14 protein-coding genes are annotated in these 16931 nt (G+C 65.9%); 8 read left to right on the plus strand and 6 right to left on the minus strand.

Annotated elements, in window-relative coordinates; genetic code table 11:
- The first annotated feature begins 3 nt into the window (after positions 1-3).
- Positions 4-1326, plus strand: coding sequence for an MFS transporter (locus LNV23_RS04225; protein ID WP_263561823.1), 1323 nt, complete (start codon positions 4-6; stop codon positions 1324-1326).
- The gene (gene gtfA / locus LNV23_RS04230) at positions 1323-2816 is read left to right on the plus strand and encodes a sucrose phosphorylase (protein WP_263561824.1); all 1494 of its coding nucleotides are present in this window, start codon (positions 1323-1325) and stop codon (positions 2814-2816) included. Before LNV23_RS04225 ends, gtfA begins: the two co-directional genes overlap by 4 nt.
- A gap of 175 nt (positions 2817-2991) precedes the next feature.
- Here the strand turns inward: gtfA and LNV23_RS04235 are convergent, their stop codons facing one another.
- The 3 genes from LNV23_RS04235 to LNV23_RS04250 form a co-directional block, all read right to left on the minus strand.
- The gene (locus LNV23_RS04235; protein WP_263561825.1) at positions 2992-3774 is read right to left on the minus strand and encodes an alpha/beta hydrolase; all 783 of its coding nucleotides are present in this window, start codon (positions 3772-3774) and stop codon (positions 2992-2994) included.
- A 255-nt stretch (positions 3775-4029) separates the two neighbouring features.
- Positions 4030-5601: a methyl-accepting chemotaxis protein gene (locus LNV23_RS23950; RefSeq protein ID WP_318023205.1), complete on the minus strand. Its 1572-nt coding sequence runs from the start codon at positions 5599-5601 to the stop codon at positions 4030-4032.
- Positions 5602-5895: 294 nt separating this feature from the next.
- On the minus strand, positions 5896-6759 hold the full coding sequence (locus LNV23_RS04250; protein ID WP_263561826.1) for an SIR2 family NAD-dependent protein deacylase: 864 nt from the start codon (positions 6757-6759) through the stop codon (positions 5896-5898).
- Between the two features lie 127 nt (positions 6760-6886).
- On the opposite strand from LNV23_RS04250, the gene LNV23_RS04255 reads away from it, so the two are divergent.
- Positions 6887-7036, plus strand: a complete 150-nt coding sequence (locus LNV23_RS04255) for a DUF3149 domain-containing protein (protein WP_263561827.1) — start codon at positions 6887-6889, stop codon at positions 7034-7036.
- Positions 7037-7055: 19 nt separating this feature from the next.
- On the opposite strand, the gene LNV23_RS04260 is transcribed toward LNV23_RS04255, so the two are convergent.
- The 3 genes from LNV23_RS04260 to LNV23_RS04270 form a co-directional block, all read right to left on the minus strand.
- On the minus strand, positions 7056-8456 hold the full coding sequence (locus LNV23_RS04260; protein WP_263561828.1) for a diguanylate cyclase domain-containing protein: 1401 nt from the start codon (positions 8454-8456) through the stop codon (positions 7056-7058).
- A gap of 96 nt (positions 8457-8552) precedes the next feature.
- Positions 8553-10010, minus strand: a complete 1458-nt coding sequence (locus LNV23_RS04265; protein WP_263561829.1) for a hypothetical protein — start codon at positions 10008-10010, stop codon at positions 8553-8555.
- Positions 10011-10136: 126 nt separating this feature from the next.
- Positions 10137-10616, minus strand: coding sequence for an SRPBCC family protein (locus tag LNV23_RS04270; RefSeq protein ID WP_263561830.1), 480 nt, complete (start codon positions 10614-10616; stop codon positions 10137-10139).
- Between the two features lie 235 nt (positions 10617-10851).
- Between LNV23_RS04270 and urtA the strand changes: the two genes are divergently transcribed.
- The 5 genes from urtA to urtE all read left to right on the plus strand — a co-directional run bounded on the left by urtA (position 10852) and on the right by urtE (position 16916).
- Positions 10852-12144 carry an urea ABC transporter substrate-binding protein gene (gene urtA / locus LNV23_RS04275; protein WP_263561831.1) on the plus strand — a complete coding sequence of 431 codons (1293 nt, stop codon included), beginning with the start codon at positions 10852-10854 and terminating at the stop codon, positions 12142-12144.
- 141 nt (positions 12145-12285) lie between these two features.
- Positions 12286-13854: an urea ABC transporter permease subunit UrtB gene (gene urtB / locus LNV23_RS04280; protein ID WP_263562264.1), complete on the plus strand. Its 1569-nt coding sequence runs from the start codon at positions 12286-12288 to the stop codon at positions 13852-13854.
- A gap of 335 nt (positions 13855-14189) precedes the next feature.
- A complete protein-coding gene (gene urtC / locus LNV23_RS04285; RefSeq protein ID WP_263561832.1) occupies positions 14190-15299 on the plus strand; it encodes an urea ABC transporter permease subunit UrtC in 1110 nt (369 codons plus the stop codon).
- A complete protein-coding gene (urtD, locus tag LNV23_RS04290) occupies positions 15296-16153 on the plus strand; it encodes an urea ABC transporter ATP-binding protein UrtD (protein ID WP_263561833.1) in 858 nt (285 codons plus the stop codon). The genes urtC and urtD overlap by 4 nt, the downstream gene beginning before the upstream one ends.
- Positions 16154-16202: 49 nt before the next feature.
- Positions 16203-16916, plus strand: coding sequence for an urea ABC transporter ATP-binding subunit UrtE (urtE, locus tag LNV23_RS04295; RefSeq protein WP_263561834.1), 714 nt, complete (start codon positions 16203-16205; stop codon positions 16914-16916).
- Positions 16917-16931 lie beyond the last annotated feature (15 nt).

The following is a 16931-nucleotide window of genomic DNA, read 5'->3' on the forward strand; positions in this document are numbered from 1 at the left end:
CACATGAACAAACCCAGACTCAGCTTCTGGCAAATCGTCAACATGAACATCGGATTCTTCGGCATCCAGTTCAGCTTCGGTCTGCAGCAGAGCAATATGAGCCCGATCTACCAGTACCTGGGCGCGGACGAAGCCAGCCTGCCCTTGCTCTGGCTGGCCGGGCCCATGACCGGCCTGCTGGTGCAACCCTTGGTCGGCGCCTTCAGTGACCGCACGGTCAGCCGCTGGGGCCGGCGCACACCCTATTTCCTGATCGGCGCCCTGCTCTGCAGCCTGGGCCTGCTGGCCATGCCCTTCAGCCCGACGCTGTGGTTTGCCGCCGGCCTGCTCTGGATCCTGGATGCCGCCAACAACGTGACCATGGAGCCTTATCGCGCCTACGTCTCCGACCGGCTCAATCCCAACCAGCATTCCCTGGGCTTTCTGACCCAAAGCGCCTTCACCGGCCTGGCCCAGACCCTGGCCTATCTCGCGCCCACCTTGCTGGTGCTGATGGGCATGGACAAGGACGCGCTGGGCAGCAACAACATCCCGCAGATCACCCTGACGGCTTTTCTCATCGGTGCCGTGTTTTCCATCAGCACGGTCTGGTGGTCGGTGCGGCAGGTGCCCGAGCTGCCGCTCAGCGCCGACGAGCTGGCGCAGATGCGCCAGCAAGCACGCGGCCTGGGCGCGGCGCTGCGCGAGATCTCAAGCGCGCTGCGCGAAATGCCGCGCACCATGCGCCAGCTCTGGTGGATGAAGCTGTTCCAGTGGTACGCCATGATGTGCTACTGGATCTACATCGTGCCGTCCCTGGCCCTGACGCTCTTCCAAAGCAGCGACCCGCATTCCCAGGGCTTCCGAGACGCTGGCCTGGTGAACGGCCAGATCGGCGGCTTCTACAACTTCGTCGCCTTCCTCGCGGCCTTCGCGATGGTGCCCTTCACGCGGCGCTTTGGCCCCAAGCGCGTGCATGCCCTGTGCCTGGTGCTGGCCGGCGCCGGCATGTGGGCCATCCCCGAGATCCAGAACCGCTGGCTGCTGCTCCTGCCCATGCTGGGCGTGGGCCTGGCCTGGGCCAGCATCATGGGCAACCCCTATGTGCTGCTGGCCGGCAGCATCCCGCCCGAGCGCGCCGGGGTGTACATGGGCATCTTCAATATGTTCATCGTCATCCCCATGCTGATCCAGATGGTGACGCTGCCGCTGATTTATCACAGCCTGTTGGGCGGTCGCCCCGACCATGTGATCCGCCTGGCCGGCGCGCTGCTGATCTGCGCCGCGATCGCGATGCTGCGCGTGCAGACCACGCCTCAGCCTTCCCCGTCCGAATTGAAATCATGAAGAACCAAGTCCAACTGATCACCTACGTCGACCGTCTCGGTGGCCGCCTCGACGGGCAGGACCTGCAGCGCCTGCGCCGCCTGCTCGGTGCCGGTGGCGCGCTCGGCGAGGTCTTCGGCGGTGTGCACCTGCTGCCCTTCTTCCATGCCATCGACGGCGCCGATGCCGGATTCGATCCGATCGACCACACCCAGGTTGATCCACGACTGGGGAGCTGGGGCGACATCAAAGACCTGGCGGACAGCCTCGACGTCATGGGGGATGCGATCGTGAACCACATGTCGAGCAGCTCGCCCCAGTTCCTGGACTACTCAGCGCGCGGCGACGCCTCGCCCTATGCCGGTCTGTTCTTGACCCTCGATGCGGTCTTTCCACTCGGCGCCAAGGAATCCGACCTGCTGGCCATCTACCGGCCGCGCCCTGGCCTGCCTGTGCAAGTGGCTACGCTGAAGAATGGCCAAAAAAAGCTGCTCTGGACCACCTTCACCGCTGCCCAGATCGATATCGCCGTGCACCACCCGCAGGGCCGCGCCTACCTGCTGAGCATCCTGCAGACTTTTGCCGAGCGAGGCATCCGCATGGTGCGCCTCGATGCCGTGGGCTATGCCATCAAGAAGGCCGGCGCCAGCTGCTTCATGATGCCGGAGACTTTTGCCTTCATCGACGAGTTCGCGGCACAGGCGCGCGGCTTGGGCATCGAGGTGCTGGTGGAGATTCATGCCTACTACCGGCGCCAGATCGAGATCGCCGCACGCGTGGACTGGGTCTACGACTTCGCCTTGCCGCCGCTGGTGCTGCACGCCTTCTTCTTCGCCCAATCCGGCCCACTGCAGCAGTGGATCGCGCAGCGCCCCTGCAATGCGCTGACGGTACTGGACACGCACGATGGCATCGGCATCATCGACATCGGCGCCGACGCCAGCGACCGCGAAGGCCAACCCGGCCTGGTGCCGCCAGCCGAACTCGATGCCCTGGTCGAGCGCATCCACAGCAACAGCGGCGGCGAGAGCCGTCAGGCCACGGGCGCTGCCGCCTCCAACCTCGATCTCTACCAGGTGAACTGCACCTTCTACGACGCCCTGGGCCGCGACGATGTGCGCTACCTGCTGGCGCGGGCGCTGCAGTTCTTCCTGCCCGGCGTGCCCCAGGTCTACTACGTCGGCCTGCTGGCCGGCCACAACGATATGGAGCTACTGGCCCGCAGCGGCGTCGGCCGCGACATCAACCGGCACTACTACGACGAAGCCGAGATTGCCTCGGAGCTGCAACGCCCGGTGGTGCAGCAGCTGATCCAGCTGATCCGCCTGCGCAACAGCCACCCCGCCTTTGCCGGCGAGTTCAGCAGCGAGGCCAGTGGCCCGCAAGACCTGACCCTACGCTGGAAAGCTGGCACGCAAGAGGCCACGCTGCATGTGAACTTCGCCACCCTGGCCCATGAACTGAGCCACACCGATACGGCCGGCCAACTGCAGCGCCTGCAGTTCCACTGAAGCGCGGCGGGGACGGCTGGAATCGGCACATAGCGGAAATTCAATTGCAACCACAGAGGCACGGAGGCACAGAGCAAAAACCAATTCGGCTTTGTATTTCTCTGTGCCTCTGTGCCTCCGTGGTTGCCTTTTGTATTCGGCTGCTTTGTGCCGACAACTGCCCTTGCCAAGCGACTCAGCGCGGCTCCGCCAGCCAGTCGGTGATCAGCCCCACCACTTCAGATTCCATGCCGACGAAGCCATGCCAATGCTGCGGCTCGCAGGGCTCGCCGCTGGCGGGTCCGCCGCCGTCGGCCCAGATCAGACGCTTGACCGGCGCGCCGCTGAAGCGCTGCAGCAAGGCCGGCACTTCTTGCGGCTTGCACACCCAGCAGGCATCTTTCTCATGGTGCAAGAGCAGCACGGGCTTGCGTATCGCCGCCAGGTCCAGGCTCGGCAGGGCGCCGGGCTTCTTCATGGCGACGATGCTGGAACTGAGCACCAGGCCGGCGATTTGATCGCCGAGGGCGATGGCGCCGGAGGCTGCCGAAATCGTGCCGCGGCTGGTGCCGACCAACCACAGCGGCCGATCGCTGCGCGCCTTCACCGCCGCCACCACATCGGCGATGTCAGCCAGGTGCGCGGGCAAGATGCGGTCTTCGTAGCCGAGCTCGGCGCCGTCGGCGCGCCGGCCAAAGATGGCCACCTGGTAGCCGGCGGCTTGAAACGCAGCCGAGCTGCGCACGAGGAAGTTCCCACCCTGCGGCCGGCCATCGACCAGGCGGCCAAAGCCGCCACCGCCGCCCGGGAACAACAGCACCGTGGCACGCGCCTGATCGCGCTCAGCCCAGAACACTGTCACGCTACTGCCGTCCCGAGTGGGCACCTGCAGCAGCAGACCTTGGGCGGGCGCGGCCACGCTCAAGGCCGAGAAGCAGAGCGTTAGCAGCTGCAGCATCAAGAAGCGAAAGAGAGTCATGGGAATGGCAGCGCAAGGATCGAGGTGCGAGGATCTTAGAGCTGCCACCGCTCACGGTACTGGTGCGTTGTTCCGCCCACCTTGCCCCGAAATGGGGCGCATGCCCTGGCCATGGGCAAAAAAAAGCCCCAGGCACAAGGCCTGAGGCTGGAATCCACCCAGGGGCGGTGGAGGAGACAACTGAAGTTGAGATAGCTATCGCAGCTTCCGTGCCAGCTTTCTTTCACTCCACCGCAGATGCCGGGCGGACTCCCTTTATGGCTTCAAACCTTGCAGGCGCCGCCCCGATGAAGCGAGTCGGAAAGAACTGACGATGTCGGCCAGTTGTCGCGCTTGCTCCTTGAGGCTCTCCGAAGCCGCAGCCGACTCCTCCACCAAGGCCGCGTTCTGCTGGGTGTTGTGGTCCAGCTGGGCGACCGCCGTATTGACCTGGCTGATGCCCGCGCTCTGCTCGCGCGTGGCCGTGCTGATCTCGCCCAGCAAGGCCGTGACCTGGCGCACCTGGCCGACCAGAGCCTCCATGGTGCGGCCCGCTTCGGCCGCCACCTCCGAGCCGCTCTCGACCTTGCTGACACTGTCGCCGATCAAGCCCTTGATCTCGCGCGCCGCTTGCGCGCTGCGCTGAGCCAGGATGCGCACCTCGCCGGCCACCACGGCAAAGCCACGTCCCTGCTCGCCGGCACGGGCGGCTTCCACGGCGGCATTGAGCGCCAGGATATTGGTCTGGAAGGCAATGCCATCGATCACGCCGATGATGTCCGCGATCTTCTTGGAGCTGCCGTTGATCTGGTCCATGGTGCTGACCACGCGGTGCACGGCTGCGCCGCTGAGTTCGGCCGTGCGCGAGGCCAGATGCGCCATCTCATTGGCCTTGTGGGTGGTCTCGGCATTGGTGGTCACCGCCGCGGCCATCTGGTCCATGGACGCCGCGGTCTGCTCCAGCGCAGCCGCCTGCTGCTCGGTCCGCATGCTGAGGTCATTGCTGCCGAGGGAAATCTCACCCGACGCCCCGGACACCGCCTCCGCGCTTTCGCGGATCTGCTCCACCGTTTGCGAGAGCTGGCCCTGCATGCGCTGCATGGCCTGAAGCAGCTGGCCCATCTCGTCCTGACTGCTGATTTCAACGGACGCACTCAAGTCCCGGTTGCTGATCTGGGCCGCCACATGCAAGGCCTGACGAAGCGGCCGCATGATGGACGCGATGATGCGCCAGGCCAGCGCCACGCCGGCCGCCAGGGCCAGGATAAAGACGCCGAGCACCACCCAGATCGACTGCTGGTAGCGTGCCTGGCTGGCCTCGTACTCCAGCTCGGCCACCTTCAGCTGCTCGTCGACCAGGGCCGACACAGCATTGGTGAAGGGGTCGATAGCCGGGTACAGCTCGTGGGTGGCGAACTGCTCCAGGGCCTCGGCATCGCCGGCCTGCAGCAGGCCGCGGAGCTTGAGCGTGGCGGCCTCGGCCTGGGCCCGCAGCGGCAAGGCCAGCGCCAGCAGCCGGGCCTCTTCGCCTTCGATGCGGGTGGCGGTGTAAGCCGCCCATTGCTGCCGCACCAGCTGCTGCGCTTCATCCACCAGCTTCAAACCAGCGGCGGCCTCCAGCTGCTTGGCTCGCACCTTGTGGGTGGTGTCGACGATGTTGACGGCGTAGGCATCCGACACCTGTTTGAGCTGCTTGAGCGGCACGACCCGATCCTTGTAGACCGTGTCCATGCTGTCGTTCATGCGCCCCATGCTGTACAGACACCAGGCCCCCACTCCGGCCAGCAAGGCCATGAGCACAAAGGCCAGAAGAACCAGACGCGATCTGATGCTGCTCAATCGGTTCATGAAGCCCCCCTTCGTCGCAAAGAAGTTCGCGACCGCTTGTGGACTTTAAGACCGCGCTCTCAAGAGGACGAGAATTTTGCACAGGCACAGCACGCAAGCCAGGAAACTCGGCAGAAGTGCGCAATTTGCTTGCAAGCCTGCCACCCGACGGCGAACACCGCCCGCTGTAGCTCCAGGCCCTGGCCCGCGCCGGCCAGCACCACGCTGTTCCTGAGCAGCCTGCTGGGCGTCATGACGGCCGTGAGCCGCCTTCACCAGTCTCTAGACTGAGCGTTCACTGCGGCCCTCAGCCGATCAGTTCCGGGCCGCATCCAGCTCACGCAACACCGCCAGCGCCCCAGCCGCAAAGCCCAGGTCCAGCGGGCCGGGCACCCGTGGCTCCCTGGGGTTGATGCGCAGGAGCCGGCCCCGATGCTGCTGGATCAGGCGGTGGCTGAAGTGCCGCACCGAGGGCACGTCGCTGCCAGCGCCGATTTCGATGACCAAGGGCCGGCGCGAACGGCTCAGCCAGGCGTCCAGACACTCGCCCTGTTCAGCGCTGCGCTCGTCTCGCCAGCCGCCATCGCCGAACATCAGGATGTTGGGCCGGGCCATGCCGCCACAGCGCCGGCAGACCGGGGCGGCGTTGATGAGCAGGCAGGCCTCGGTATCGACCTCGGGTTCGAAGTCCTCGGCCGGCCAGATGGGCTGGCCACAGCCGGCCAGACATTGCAGATGGTGGATGGAGCCATGGCACTCGTGCACAGGCTCCTGCTCGTAGCCGGCCTTCTGGAACTGGCCATCGACATTGCTGGTGAACACCGCCAGGCCCAGAGGCCGCTGTTCACCCCAGCGGCGCAGGATCTGGAAACCAGCATGGGGCTGGGTCCGGCGGTAGAGCTGCAAGCGGTGGCCGTAGAAGCCCCAGGCCAAGCGCGGCTGGCGCTCAAAAGCCAAGGGATTGGCGATGTGCTGGAAGCTCAGCTGTGCACGCGCCAAGGCCGGGTAGGCCTGCCAAAAGCCTTCACGGCCCCGAAAATCAGGCAGACCCGAATCGACGCCCATGCCGGCACCCGCCGCCACGAGCAAGGCATCGGCCTGCTCCAGCAATTCCAGGGCATGGGCGATCACTTCGCCACGTCGCACGTCATCGGAATTCAAGGTGTGATGTTCGGCCATACCCGATTGTTCCCCACGCGCCCCGCTTGTCTGCGCAGGCTTTGCGTCAGCTCAAGTCCGGACCAGCTCAAGAGGCGTTCAATCCAGCCATGGGCCACCCACACCACCGGCCCACAAGGAGCCAGCGATGAGCGTGTTCAAGGATCTGTTCACTTCCGATGTCGGCCTGATGAGTGCCGCCGTGATTGCCATCACCCTGGGCATGGGTGCGTTCTATGTGCGCTACTTTCTGCGCCATATCGCCAGCGACAGCGCCGCTGCCAAGAAGCCGCGCTGAGAACCTCGAGCCCGACGGTTCAAGCCTGAACGATGACATAAGCATCGCGCCCCTCGGACTTGACGCGGTACATGGCCGCGTCGGCACGTGCCATCAGGGCCTCCGCGCCCTCGCCGGAGACGGCCAGGGCCAGACCCAGGCTGGTGCGCACCGCCAGCTGCAGCCCGCCGGCCAGCACGAAAGGCTGACGGACGGCGGCCAGAATTTTCTGCGCCAGCGCATCCAGCTCATGCGCCCGCTGAACATCTTCCAGCAGCACGGTGAACTCGTCACCGGCCAGCCGGGCCACGAAATCGGTCTGGCGCAGGCTCTGGCGCAAACGCCGGCCGAACTCCTGCAGCACCGCGTCGCCGATGGCGTGACCATGGCGGTCGTTGATCTGCTTGAAGCCGTCCAGGTCCAGAAAGCCCAGGGCCAGCTCGCTGCCATGACGCTGCGCCCGCAAGAGACCTTGCTCCAGCTGCTCATGGAAATGGCGCCGGTTGGGCAGGCCGGTCAGGGTGTCGAATCGGGCCTCCGCGGCCAGCTTCAGCTCCAGCTGCTTCATGGCGGTCAGGTCACTGGCCAACACAAAGAAACCCTGCACCGGGCCGCTGCCGTCCAGGCAATCGGGCACGTGGCTGAACTGGAAAAAGCGGCCGCCCTCCGGGTCCAAGGCCCAGAGCCCAAATTCGCGACGTTGCCCCTGCAGGGCCGCCTCCACATGCTCGCGGTGGCGGGCATACTCGGCCTCGCCCAATACCTCGTGCAAGGTATGCCCCAGTACCTCGGACTCGGGCCGGGCACACCATTCCGTCAGCTTGCGGTTGCAGAACTGCACCCGCTGCTGTCCATCGACGTAGGCAATCACGGCCGGCACGTTGTCGGTCACACCGCGCAAACGCGCCTCGCTGATGCGCAGCGATCGCTCCTGCTGCTCCAGCCGAGCCCGCTTGCTGCGCAGCTCGATCAACAAGCCCACCTGGCGCGCCAGCACTTCCAGCGCGTGAATCTGCGAGGCCGTCAGCTCGCGCGGCTGACTGTCGATCACACACAGCGCGCCCAGGGCATGACCCTCGGTGGTCAGCAAGGGGGCGCCGGCATAGAAGCGCACATGGGGCGCGCCCGTCACCAGCGGGTTGTCGGCAAAGCGCGGGTCCAGCCGGGTATCGCGCACCTGCAGCAGCTCATGCGGCTGGACGATGGCATGGGTGCAGAAGGACTGCTCACGCGGCGTCTCGCTGATGTTGAGGCCACAGCAGGCCTTGAACCACTGCCGATCGACATCGATCAGGCTGATGGCCGCCACCGGCACGCCGCACCATTCGGCGGCCAACTGGACGAGATCGTCAAAGGCAGCTTCGCGGCCGCTGTCAAGAAGATCCAATGCCTGCAGGGCCTTCAAGCGTTCGACTTCTTGAGCGGGCAAGGGATAGGACATGGATCGCTCCGCGCGGGGGATGGATGGCATGGTAATCGGAAGCCGCGCCGATCCGCTCATAGGCATTGAAACGCCCCCTATGGCCGCGGCAGCGGCCTAGGCCACGGGAACGCAGCGACGCAAGGAGCGGGCATCCAGCAAGCTCAGCAGCGGCTGGTTCTGGGCAGAAGCCGCCCGTGATCTCAAGGACACCCGCGCCTGGGTCGGACAGTTGATGCGCTGAAGCTCTTCGTCACTCAAACCCGCCATGACCGCCAGCAAGGGCGCCGAGTAGTCCATCGTCGCCGAGAACAGGCCCTGGCCTGCCGCATCGGCGGTGTCGAGCGCCACACCGCGCTGCAACATATAGGCAAACAAGGCTGCGCCTCCGTCGGGGGCTTTGGTATTCAGCGTGGACTCTCGGCGCCGAAGCGCCGCCTCCTCCGGCGTCAATGGGCGCATGCGCTTGTCGATGGACGCGATCTCCGCCTCACTCAGCGGTGGCGGCTTGAACCCATAACGCTCCGTTGAATCATGGCCGAACCGGCGCAAGGTCCAGGACTGCAAGGTCGACCAGTTGCTGACTTCGGTCACCGTCGGCTGTCGCTCGCTGGGCCCAGGCAGGCTCCCGTCCGGTTTCGGTAAACGCACATTGATGAGCAAGCGCGTGGTGACATCCGGCGACAGACCGAGATCCAGCGCAAACTCGATCACGTCGGCGGCCTGGGTCTCAACCGCGAATCTCAAGAGGTCCTGGCCCGATGCGCCATCCCGTTTCAGTTCTACACCCTGGGCCTGCAGGGCGCGCAGCCCGTCGAGCTTCAAGGGCGTGTTTTTCTCCTGCAGCTCCCGCAAGACTTCCTGCCAGAGCCTTTGCCGCGCAGCGGCCGACAGCGGCAGTTGCTTACGTGCGAGAACGGCCAGCAAGTCAGGGTTCATGCTGCGAAACACGGCCGAAGTGATCGCCGCTGGGCCACCAGACTGCTCCTCTGCGTAGCTGCTGTCGTCGAGCAGAAGCGCGAGGATCTCGGCATGCGGGCGCTCAATGGCGCACTCCTTGGCGACGCGGAGCTTCAGGTCCAGCGTGTAGACAGGCCGTGCGGGTGGCGTCGGCACGCTCATCAAGGCCTCTAGCACCGCCTTGGTGTCCGCACAGGCGGCCACTCGCAAGGGCTGTTGTTGCCAGGCCTGATTGGCGAACTGCTCTTCTTGCTTTCTCTGCGCCACATGCCGCTCGGCAGAAAGCCGGTCCCGCTGCAGACGTTCGTAGATGAACCCAGAAATCAGCGCGCCCCAAACCACCAGAGCCAAGACGAAGACGGCAGCACGTCCGAGCCAAGGGCCCCTCAAGGGCTGGTCCGCCGCGCGCGCGTTGTCACGCAACCCCTGGGCAATCCATGACTGGATGGTGGGGCTGGCTGAAGCGATCAGCAGGGGCGGCAGAAAAACACCGGCCAGCACCGCCAGCAGGAGCAGCAAGAGCTGCCCTTCAGAAGCATGGGCAAAGGCCCAGGCCGGCGCGGCCAAAGACAAGGAGACGCCGGCCACGGCCAGCCGAACAGTGGTCTTGTACATTCGCTTGGAAGCCTGCTTCATTGGCTCGGTTCAACTTGGACTCTTTCGCCCCGACACCGGCAGCGCGGGCAGCATAGGGGCCGAACGCCAGTTCTCCATGTGTCCAAAGTCTGCCGTCCGCAAGACTCAGGGCTGGGCCATCAACGCCACCAGCTGGTCCAGCGCCGCGCCCCAACCCTGATGGAAGCCCATGGCCTCGTGGGTCTGTCGGCCGGACTCGTCGCTGTGCATGACCGTGGCGGTGTAGAGCGTGCCCCCATCGGCATGTGGGGCCAAGCTGATAACTGCGGTGAGGAGAAAGGGGTGGGCAGCCGCATCGGCCGGTCGGAAGCCGGCCTTGAGCGCGCCGGTCCAGACCAGGCGCTCGTTCGGCACCAGCTCGAGATAGCAGCCTTCATTGGAGTGCTGCTCTCCGGCGGGCGACTGCATCACGGTGCGGAAGATGCCACCGGGGCGCAGATCAATCTCGCACTCGACGGTCTGCCAGGGCTTGGGGCAGAACCACTGCATCAGCAGGGCCGGCTCGGTCCAGCAGCGCCAGACCTGGGCGACCGGGGTCGGAATGACGCGTTGCAGGACCAAGTCGAGATGGGGCATGGAGCTCATGGCGGGGTTCCGATCGGCCAGGCGTGAGGGGTAGGGGAACAGGAAAGGGCTGCCGGCGATTGTGACCAACCGGGCCGCCCGCGGCAAACCAACGACGGCATTCCTGCGACAGGGCATGGCCAGCCTTGGGCGCCATGTACGCCATCCGCCGTATATGCCGGCGACAGCCGGCTGCCTACATTGGCTTCGTCTGAACGCACCTTCCCACCACCCCGGAACCCTCAGGAGCCCCGCCATGCCCGTCCCTTCCAAGACCCCCAGCCGCCGCGTCTTCTCGCTGAAAGCCCTGGCCGCCGCCAGCGCGCTCGCCGGCCTCAGCGTCACCGGCCTCTCGGCCCAGGCGGCCGACACCATCAAGATCGGCGTGCTGCACAGCCTGTCCGGCACCATGGCCATCTCGGAAACCGTGCTCAAGGACACGGTGCTGATGGCCATCGACGAGATCAATGCCAAGGGCGGCGTGCTCGGCAAGAAGCTGGAACCCGTGGTCGTGGACCCGGCCTCCAACTGGCCGCTGTTCGCCGAGAAAACCAAACAGCTGCTCACACAAGACAAGGTCGCCGTGATCTTCGGCTGCTGGACCTCGGTCTCGCGCAAATCGGTGCTGCCGGTGGTCGAGGAACTCAACGGCCTGCTCTTCTACCCCGTGCAATACGAGGGTGAAGAGCTGAGCAAGAACGTGTTCTACACCGGCGCCGCGCCCAACCAGCAGGCCATCCCGGCCGTCGACTATCTGATGAGCAAGGACGGCGGCGGCGCCAAACGCTGGGTGCTCTTGGGCACCGATTACGTCTACCCGCGCACCACCAACAAGATCCTGCGCGCCTACCTCAAGACCAAGGGCGTGAAGGACACAGACATCGACGAGAAGTACACGCCGTTTGGCCACAGCGACTACCAGACCATCGTCGCCGACATCAAAAAGTTCTCGGCCGGTGGCAAGACCGCCGTGGTCTCCACCATCAACGGCGACTCCAACGTGCCCTTCTACAAGGAGCTGGGCAATGCCGGCTTGAAGGCCAAGGATGTGCCCGTGGTCGCCTTCTCGGTGGGCGAGGAAGAGCTGCGCGGCGTGGACACGAAGCCCCTGGTCGGCCACCTGGCCGCCTGGAACTACTTCATGTCCATCAAGAACCCAGCCAACACCGCCTTCATCCAGAAATGGGGCGAGTACGCCAAGGCCAAGAAGCTGCCCGGCCATATGGACAAGCCGCTGACCAATGACCCGATGGAGGCCACCTACATCGGCATCCATATGTGGAAGCAGGCGGTCGAGAAGGCCAAGAGCACGGACGTGGACAAGGTCATCGCCGCCATGGCCGGCCAGACCTTCACCGCGCCCTCGGGCATCACCTCCAAGATGGACGAGAAGAACCACCACCTGCACAAGTCGGTGTTCATCGGCGAGATCAAGGCCGACGGCCAGTTCGGCGTGGTCTGGAAGACCCCGGCCCCGGTCAAGGCCAAGCCCTGGAGCCCCTACATCGAAGGCAATGACAAGAAGCCCGATGAGCCGATGAAGAAGTAACTTTTCTATTGAGCTGACCAAACGGGCCGCGAGGCCCGTGGTCGGCAGCCTTCCTTTTTGAAACGCGGAGCCCTCATGGCCACACTCGTGCACCGCGCGGCCTCCTTGCTGAGCGCACTGCTGCTGGGCTTGCCGTTGTTGATGCTGCTACCGACGCCGCCCGCCCAGGCGCTGACGCTGGCGCAGGCGCGCACCATGGCCAGCGACGAAGACAGCGAGGCCCGCATCACCGCGCTGCAAGCCGCCTTGCTCGCCGCCGCGCAAACACCCGACCCACGCCTGCAGGCCTTCATCCAGGCCCTGGCCGCCGAGCAACTGAAGACCAGCGGCACCCGCCTGCTGATCCTGCACGCCGACGGCAGCGCTGAGGACGCCCTGAGCGGCGCCATGCTCAGCCCGGTCCCGCAAGACCTGGCCGAGGTGATGATCAACAACCGCCTGCGCGGTGAGTTGGACCAAGCCCTGGCCGCGCTGCAACTGTTCAGCGCCAAGTCTGGCGAACGCCTGGCCGCCGCTCAGGCCCTGCAACAGAATGCCAGCGAACAGCAGCTGCCCTTGCTGGACCGCGCGCTGGCCCGCGAGAGCCATGAAGACGTGCTGGCCGAACTGAGTCTGGCGCGCGCCGCCGCCTTGGCCGGAAGCAGCGACCCGAGCTTGCGTCTGCAAGCTGCGCGCGAGCTGGGCCGCTCAAACCGGCCCGCCACCCAGCTGCTGATCAACCAGCGCCTGGCCGAGGAGACCGACCCCAATGTCAAAAGCGCGCTGGCCGCCTCGCTGCGCAAGCTGGAATTCAGCCTGGCCTGGGGCGAGCGCCTGGGCGAGCTGTTCACCGGCCTGAGCCTGGGCAGCATCCTGCTGCTGGTGGCCCTGGGCCTGGCCATCACCTACGGGCTGATGGGCGTGATCAATATGGCCCATGGCGAGCTGATGATGATGGGCGCCTACGCCACCTATCTGGTGCAGCTGGCCTTCCGCCAATGGCTGCCTGCCGCTGCGTTTGACTATTACTTGCTGGCCGCCCTGCCGGCCGCCTTTCTGGCCGCGGCGGCCGTCGGCGCGCTGATGGAGCGCCTGGTGCTGCGCTGGCTCTATGGCCGGCCGCTGGAAACCCTGCTGGCCACCTGGGGCATCAGCCTGGTGCTGATGCAGGCGGTGCGCAGCCTGTTCGGCGCGCAGAACGTCAGCGTCGAAAACCCGGCCTGGATGAGCGGCGGCCTGCAACTGCTGCCCTCGCTGTCACTGCCCTGGAACCGGCTGCTGATCATGGGCTTCGCCCTGGCGGTGCTGGCCGGCATGAGTCTGCTGCTGCGACGCACCCGCCTGGGTCTGTTCGTGCGCGGCGTGACGCAGAACCGCGCCATGGCCTCCTGCATGGGCGTCAACACCGCCCGCACCGACACCTACGCCTTCGCCCTGGGTTCGGGCATCGCCGGCCTGGCCGGCTGCGCCCTGAGCCAGATCGGCAATGTCGGCCCCGATCTGGGCCAGAGCTATATCGTCGACGCCTTCATGGTGGTGGTGCTGGGCGGCGTCGGCCAGCTGGCCGGCACGGTCTACGCCGCCCTCGGCCTGGGCCTGGGCAACAAGCTGCTGGAAGGCATGGTCGGTGCGGTGCTGGCCAAGATCGCCGTGCTGGTGTTCATCATCGTCTTCATCCAGAAGCGGCCGCAGGGCATCTTCGCGATGAAGGGGCGGGTGGTGGAGGCTTGAATGGGGCTGCTTTTGGTTTCTTCGAGTCTGTGCGTGGGAAGCGGTCTCCGGCCGAGTGCCTCCGCTCATGTCCCCCGGGCGGGGCTGCGCCCCGCCCTCCTCCTTGACTTCGCTTCGACACTCGGCCGAAGCCCGCTTCCTGCCAACGATGGGCGCTCGCGGTGCATGGGTGGGGGGTCTGCCCGAAAGGAAGGGTGGCTGGGTGCTCTGTGGAGCGAAGTCAAGGGGGAGGCACGGGCGCAGCCCGGGCCGGAGGACATGAGCGCAACAGAGCGTCCAGCCACCCTGACCACCCGAACCGAACAAGACCCCACTCAAGCGAGTCGCCAAAGACCATGAAGCCCCAATCCTTCCTCAGCCCCCGCGCCTGGCTGCTCGTCGCCTGCGCCCTGCTGCTGATCTGCGTGCTGGCGCCGGTGCTGAACCTGTGGGTGCCCGAGGGTCAGGTCTTGCACTTGAGCGACTACGGCGTGGCCTTGCTGGGCAAGTTCATGTGCTACGCCATCTGCGCCCTGGCCATGGATCTGATCTGGGGTTTTGCCGGCATCCTCTCGTTGGGCCATGGCCTGTTCTTCGCGCTCGGTGGCTATGTGATGGGCATGCATCTGATGCGACAGATCGGCCGCGAAGGCCAGTACCAAAGCACCTTGCCCGACTTCATGGTCTTCCTCGACTGGAAGACCCTGCCCTGGCATTGGCAACTCAGCGACAGCTTTCTCGCCACCCTGGTTCTGGTGCTGGCGGTGCCGGGCGGCCTGGCCTTTGTGTTCGGCTACTTCGCCTTCCGCTCGCGCATCAAGGGCGTGTACTTCTCCATCATCACCCAGGCCCTGACCTACGCCGCCATGCTGCTGTTCTTCCGGAATGAAACAGGTCTCGGTGGCAACAACGGCTTCACCGATTTCAAGCGCATCCTCGGCCATCCCATCCACACGGCGCAGACCCGCATGGTCTTGTTCGTGCTCAGTGGCCTGGCCTTGGTCGGCTGCTATCTGCTGGCGCGCTGGCTGACGCGATCCAAATTCGGCCGCGTGCTGCAGGCCGTGCGTGACGCCGAATCTCGACTGATGTTCTGTGGCTACTCGCCCCTGCCCTACAAACTCTGCATCTGGACTCTCTCGGCCATGATGTGCGGCCTGGCCGGCGCGCTCTACGTGCCGCAAGTCGGCATCATCAACCCGAGCGAGATGAGCGTGGCCAACTCCATCGAGATCGCGGTCTGGGCCGCGGTCGGCGGGCGCGGCAGCCTGCTGGGGCCGATCGCCGGCGCCTTCGCCGTCAACGGGGCCAAGAGCTGGCTGACGGTCAGCGCGCCCGAGTTCTGGCTCTACTTCCTCGGCGCGCTCTTCATCGCCGTCACCCTCTTCCTGCCGCAGGGCCTGGCCGGACTGGTCACCCGTTTGAGCACCCGATTCAGCACACAGCGAAAGGCAGGCCAGGCATGAGCCCCGATCTGCTCGAACAAGGCCAGGAAAGTCTGGCCGAACAGCAAGGCAAGCACGGAGGCGACCGCAGCCCCGGCTACGCACGCCCGCACCGCGCCGGCGAGTTGGACCTGACCCACGGCCGCATCCTCTACCTCGAAGACGTGCACGTCGCCTTCGACGGCTTCAAGGCCATCAACGGCCTGTCCCTGGACATCGCGCCCGGCGAGCTGCGCTGCATCATCGGCCCCAATGGCGCGGGCAAGACCACGATGATGGACATCATCACCGGCAAGACCCGGCCCGACCGGGGCGAGGTCTTCTTCGGCGGCACCATCGACCTGCTGCGCCACAGCGAGGCCGAGATCGCCTCCATGGGCTTGTGCCGCAAGTTCCAGAAGCCCACGGTGTTCGAGGCGCTGAGCGTGTTCGAAAACCTGGAGCTGGCCCTGCAAGGCCCGCGCGGCGTGGCGGCGGCGCTGTGGCACCGGCTCAGCGGCGCGCAGCGCGACCGCCTGGCCGAGGTGCTGGAACTGATCCAGCTGCAGGCCGAGGCGCAACGCCCGGCCGGCCTGCTCAGTCACGGCCAGAAGCAGTGGCTGGAGATCGGCATGCTCTTGATCCAGGAGCCCAAGCTGCTGCTGCTCGACGAGCCCGTGGCCGGTATGACCGACCAGGAAACCGAGCGCACGGCCGAGCTCTTTCTGCAGCTGAAGGGTCGGCACAGCCTGATCGTGGTCGAGCACGACATGGGCTTCATCGCCCGTCTGGGCGGCACCGTCACCGTGCTCTGCGAAGGCCGCGTGCTGGCCCAGGGCCCGCTGTCCCAGGTGCAGGCCGACGAGCGCGTGATCGAGGTCTACCTCGGACGTTGAGCGGCATGCAAATCAGTTACCTCAACCCATCTTCATCCTTCTGCCTGCCATGCTGATCGCCCAAAACCTCCAGCAGTACTACGGCGGCTCGCACATCCTGCGCGATGTCTCGCTGCGCGTGCAGCCCGGCCGCATCACCGTGCTGCTGGGCCGCAACGGCGTCGGCAAGACCACCTTGCTCAAGTCGCTGATGGGCCTGGTGCCGGTGAAAAGCGGCGAGGTCCGGCTCCAAGGTCAGGACATCACGCGCGCCAAGCCCTTCGAGCGCGCCCGCGCCGGCATCGGCTATGTGCCGCAAGGGCGCGAGATCTTCGGCCGCCTGACCGTGGCCGAGAACCTGGCCCTGGGCCTGGCCACACGGCCGGCCGGCACGCCCATCCCGCCCGAGCTGTTCGAGCTCTTCCCGGTGCTGCAGCAGATGCTGCAGCGGCGCGGTGGCGATCTCTCGGGCGGCCAGCAGCAGCAGCTGGCCATCGCCCGCGCGCTGGCGGCCGGGCCGCGCCTGCTGATCCTGGACGAGCCCACCGAAGGCATCCAGCCCAACATCATCCAGGACATCGGCCGCGTCATCCGCCGCCTGGCGGAGCGCGGCCTGGCGGCCAATGGCGGCCAACCCATGGCCGTGCTGCTGTGCGAGCAGTACTACGACTTCGCCGAGGCATTGGCCGACGACTACCTGGTGCTGGAGCGCGGCGCCGTCATCTCGGCCGGCAGCCGCTCAGAGATGGTCAGCCGCGGCGTGCGTCAGCTGGTTTCAATCTGAGCGCGTGCCCGGGCA

The sequence above is a fragment of the Kinneretia sp. DJ1R-11 genome, from assembly GCF_025717595.1.
Lineage (GTDB): Bacteria > Pseudomonadota > Gammaproteobacteria > Burkholderiales > Burkholderiaceae_C > Paucibacter_A.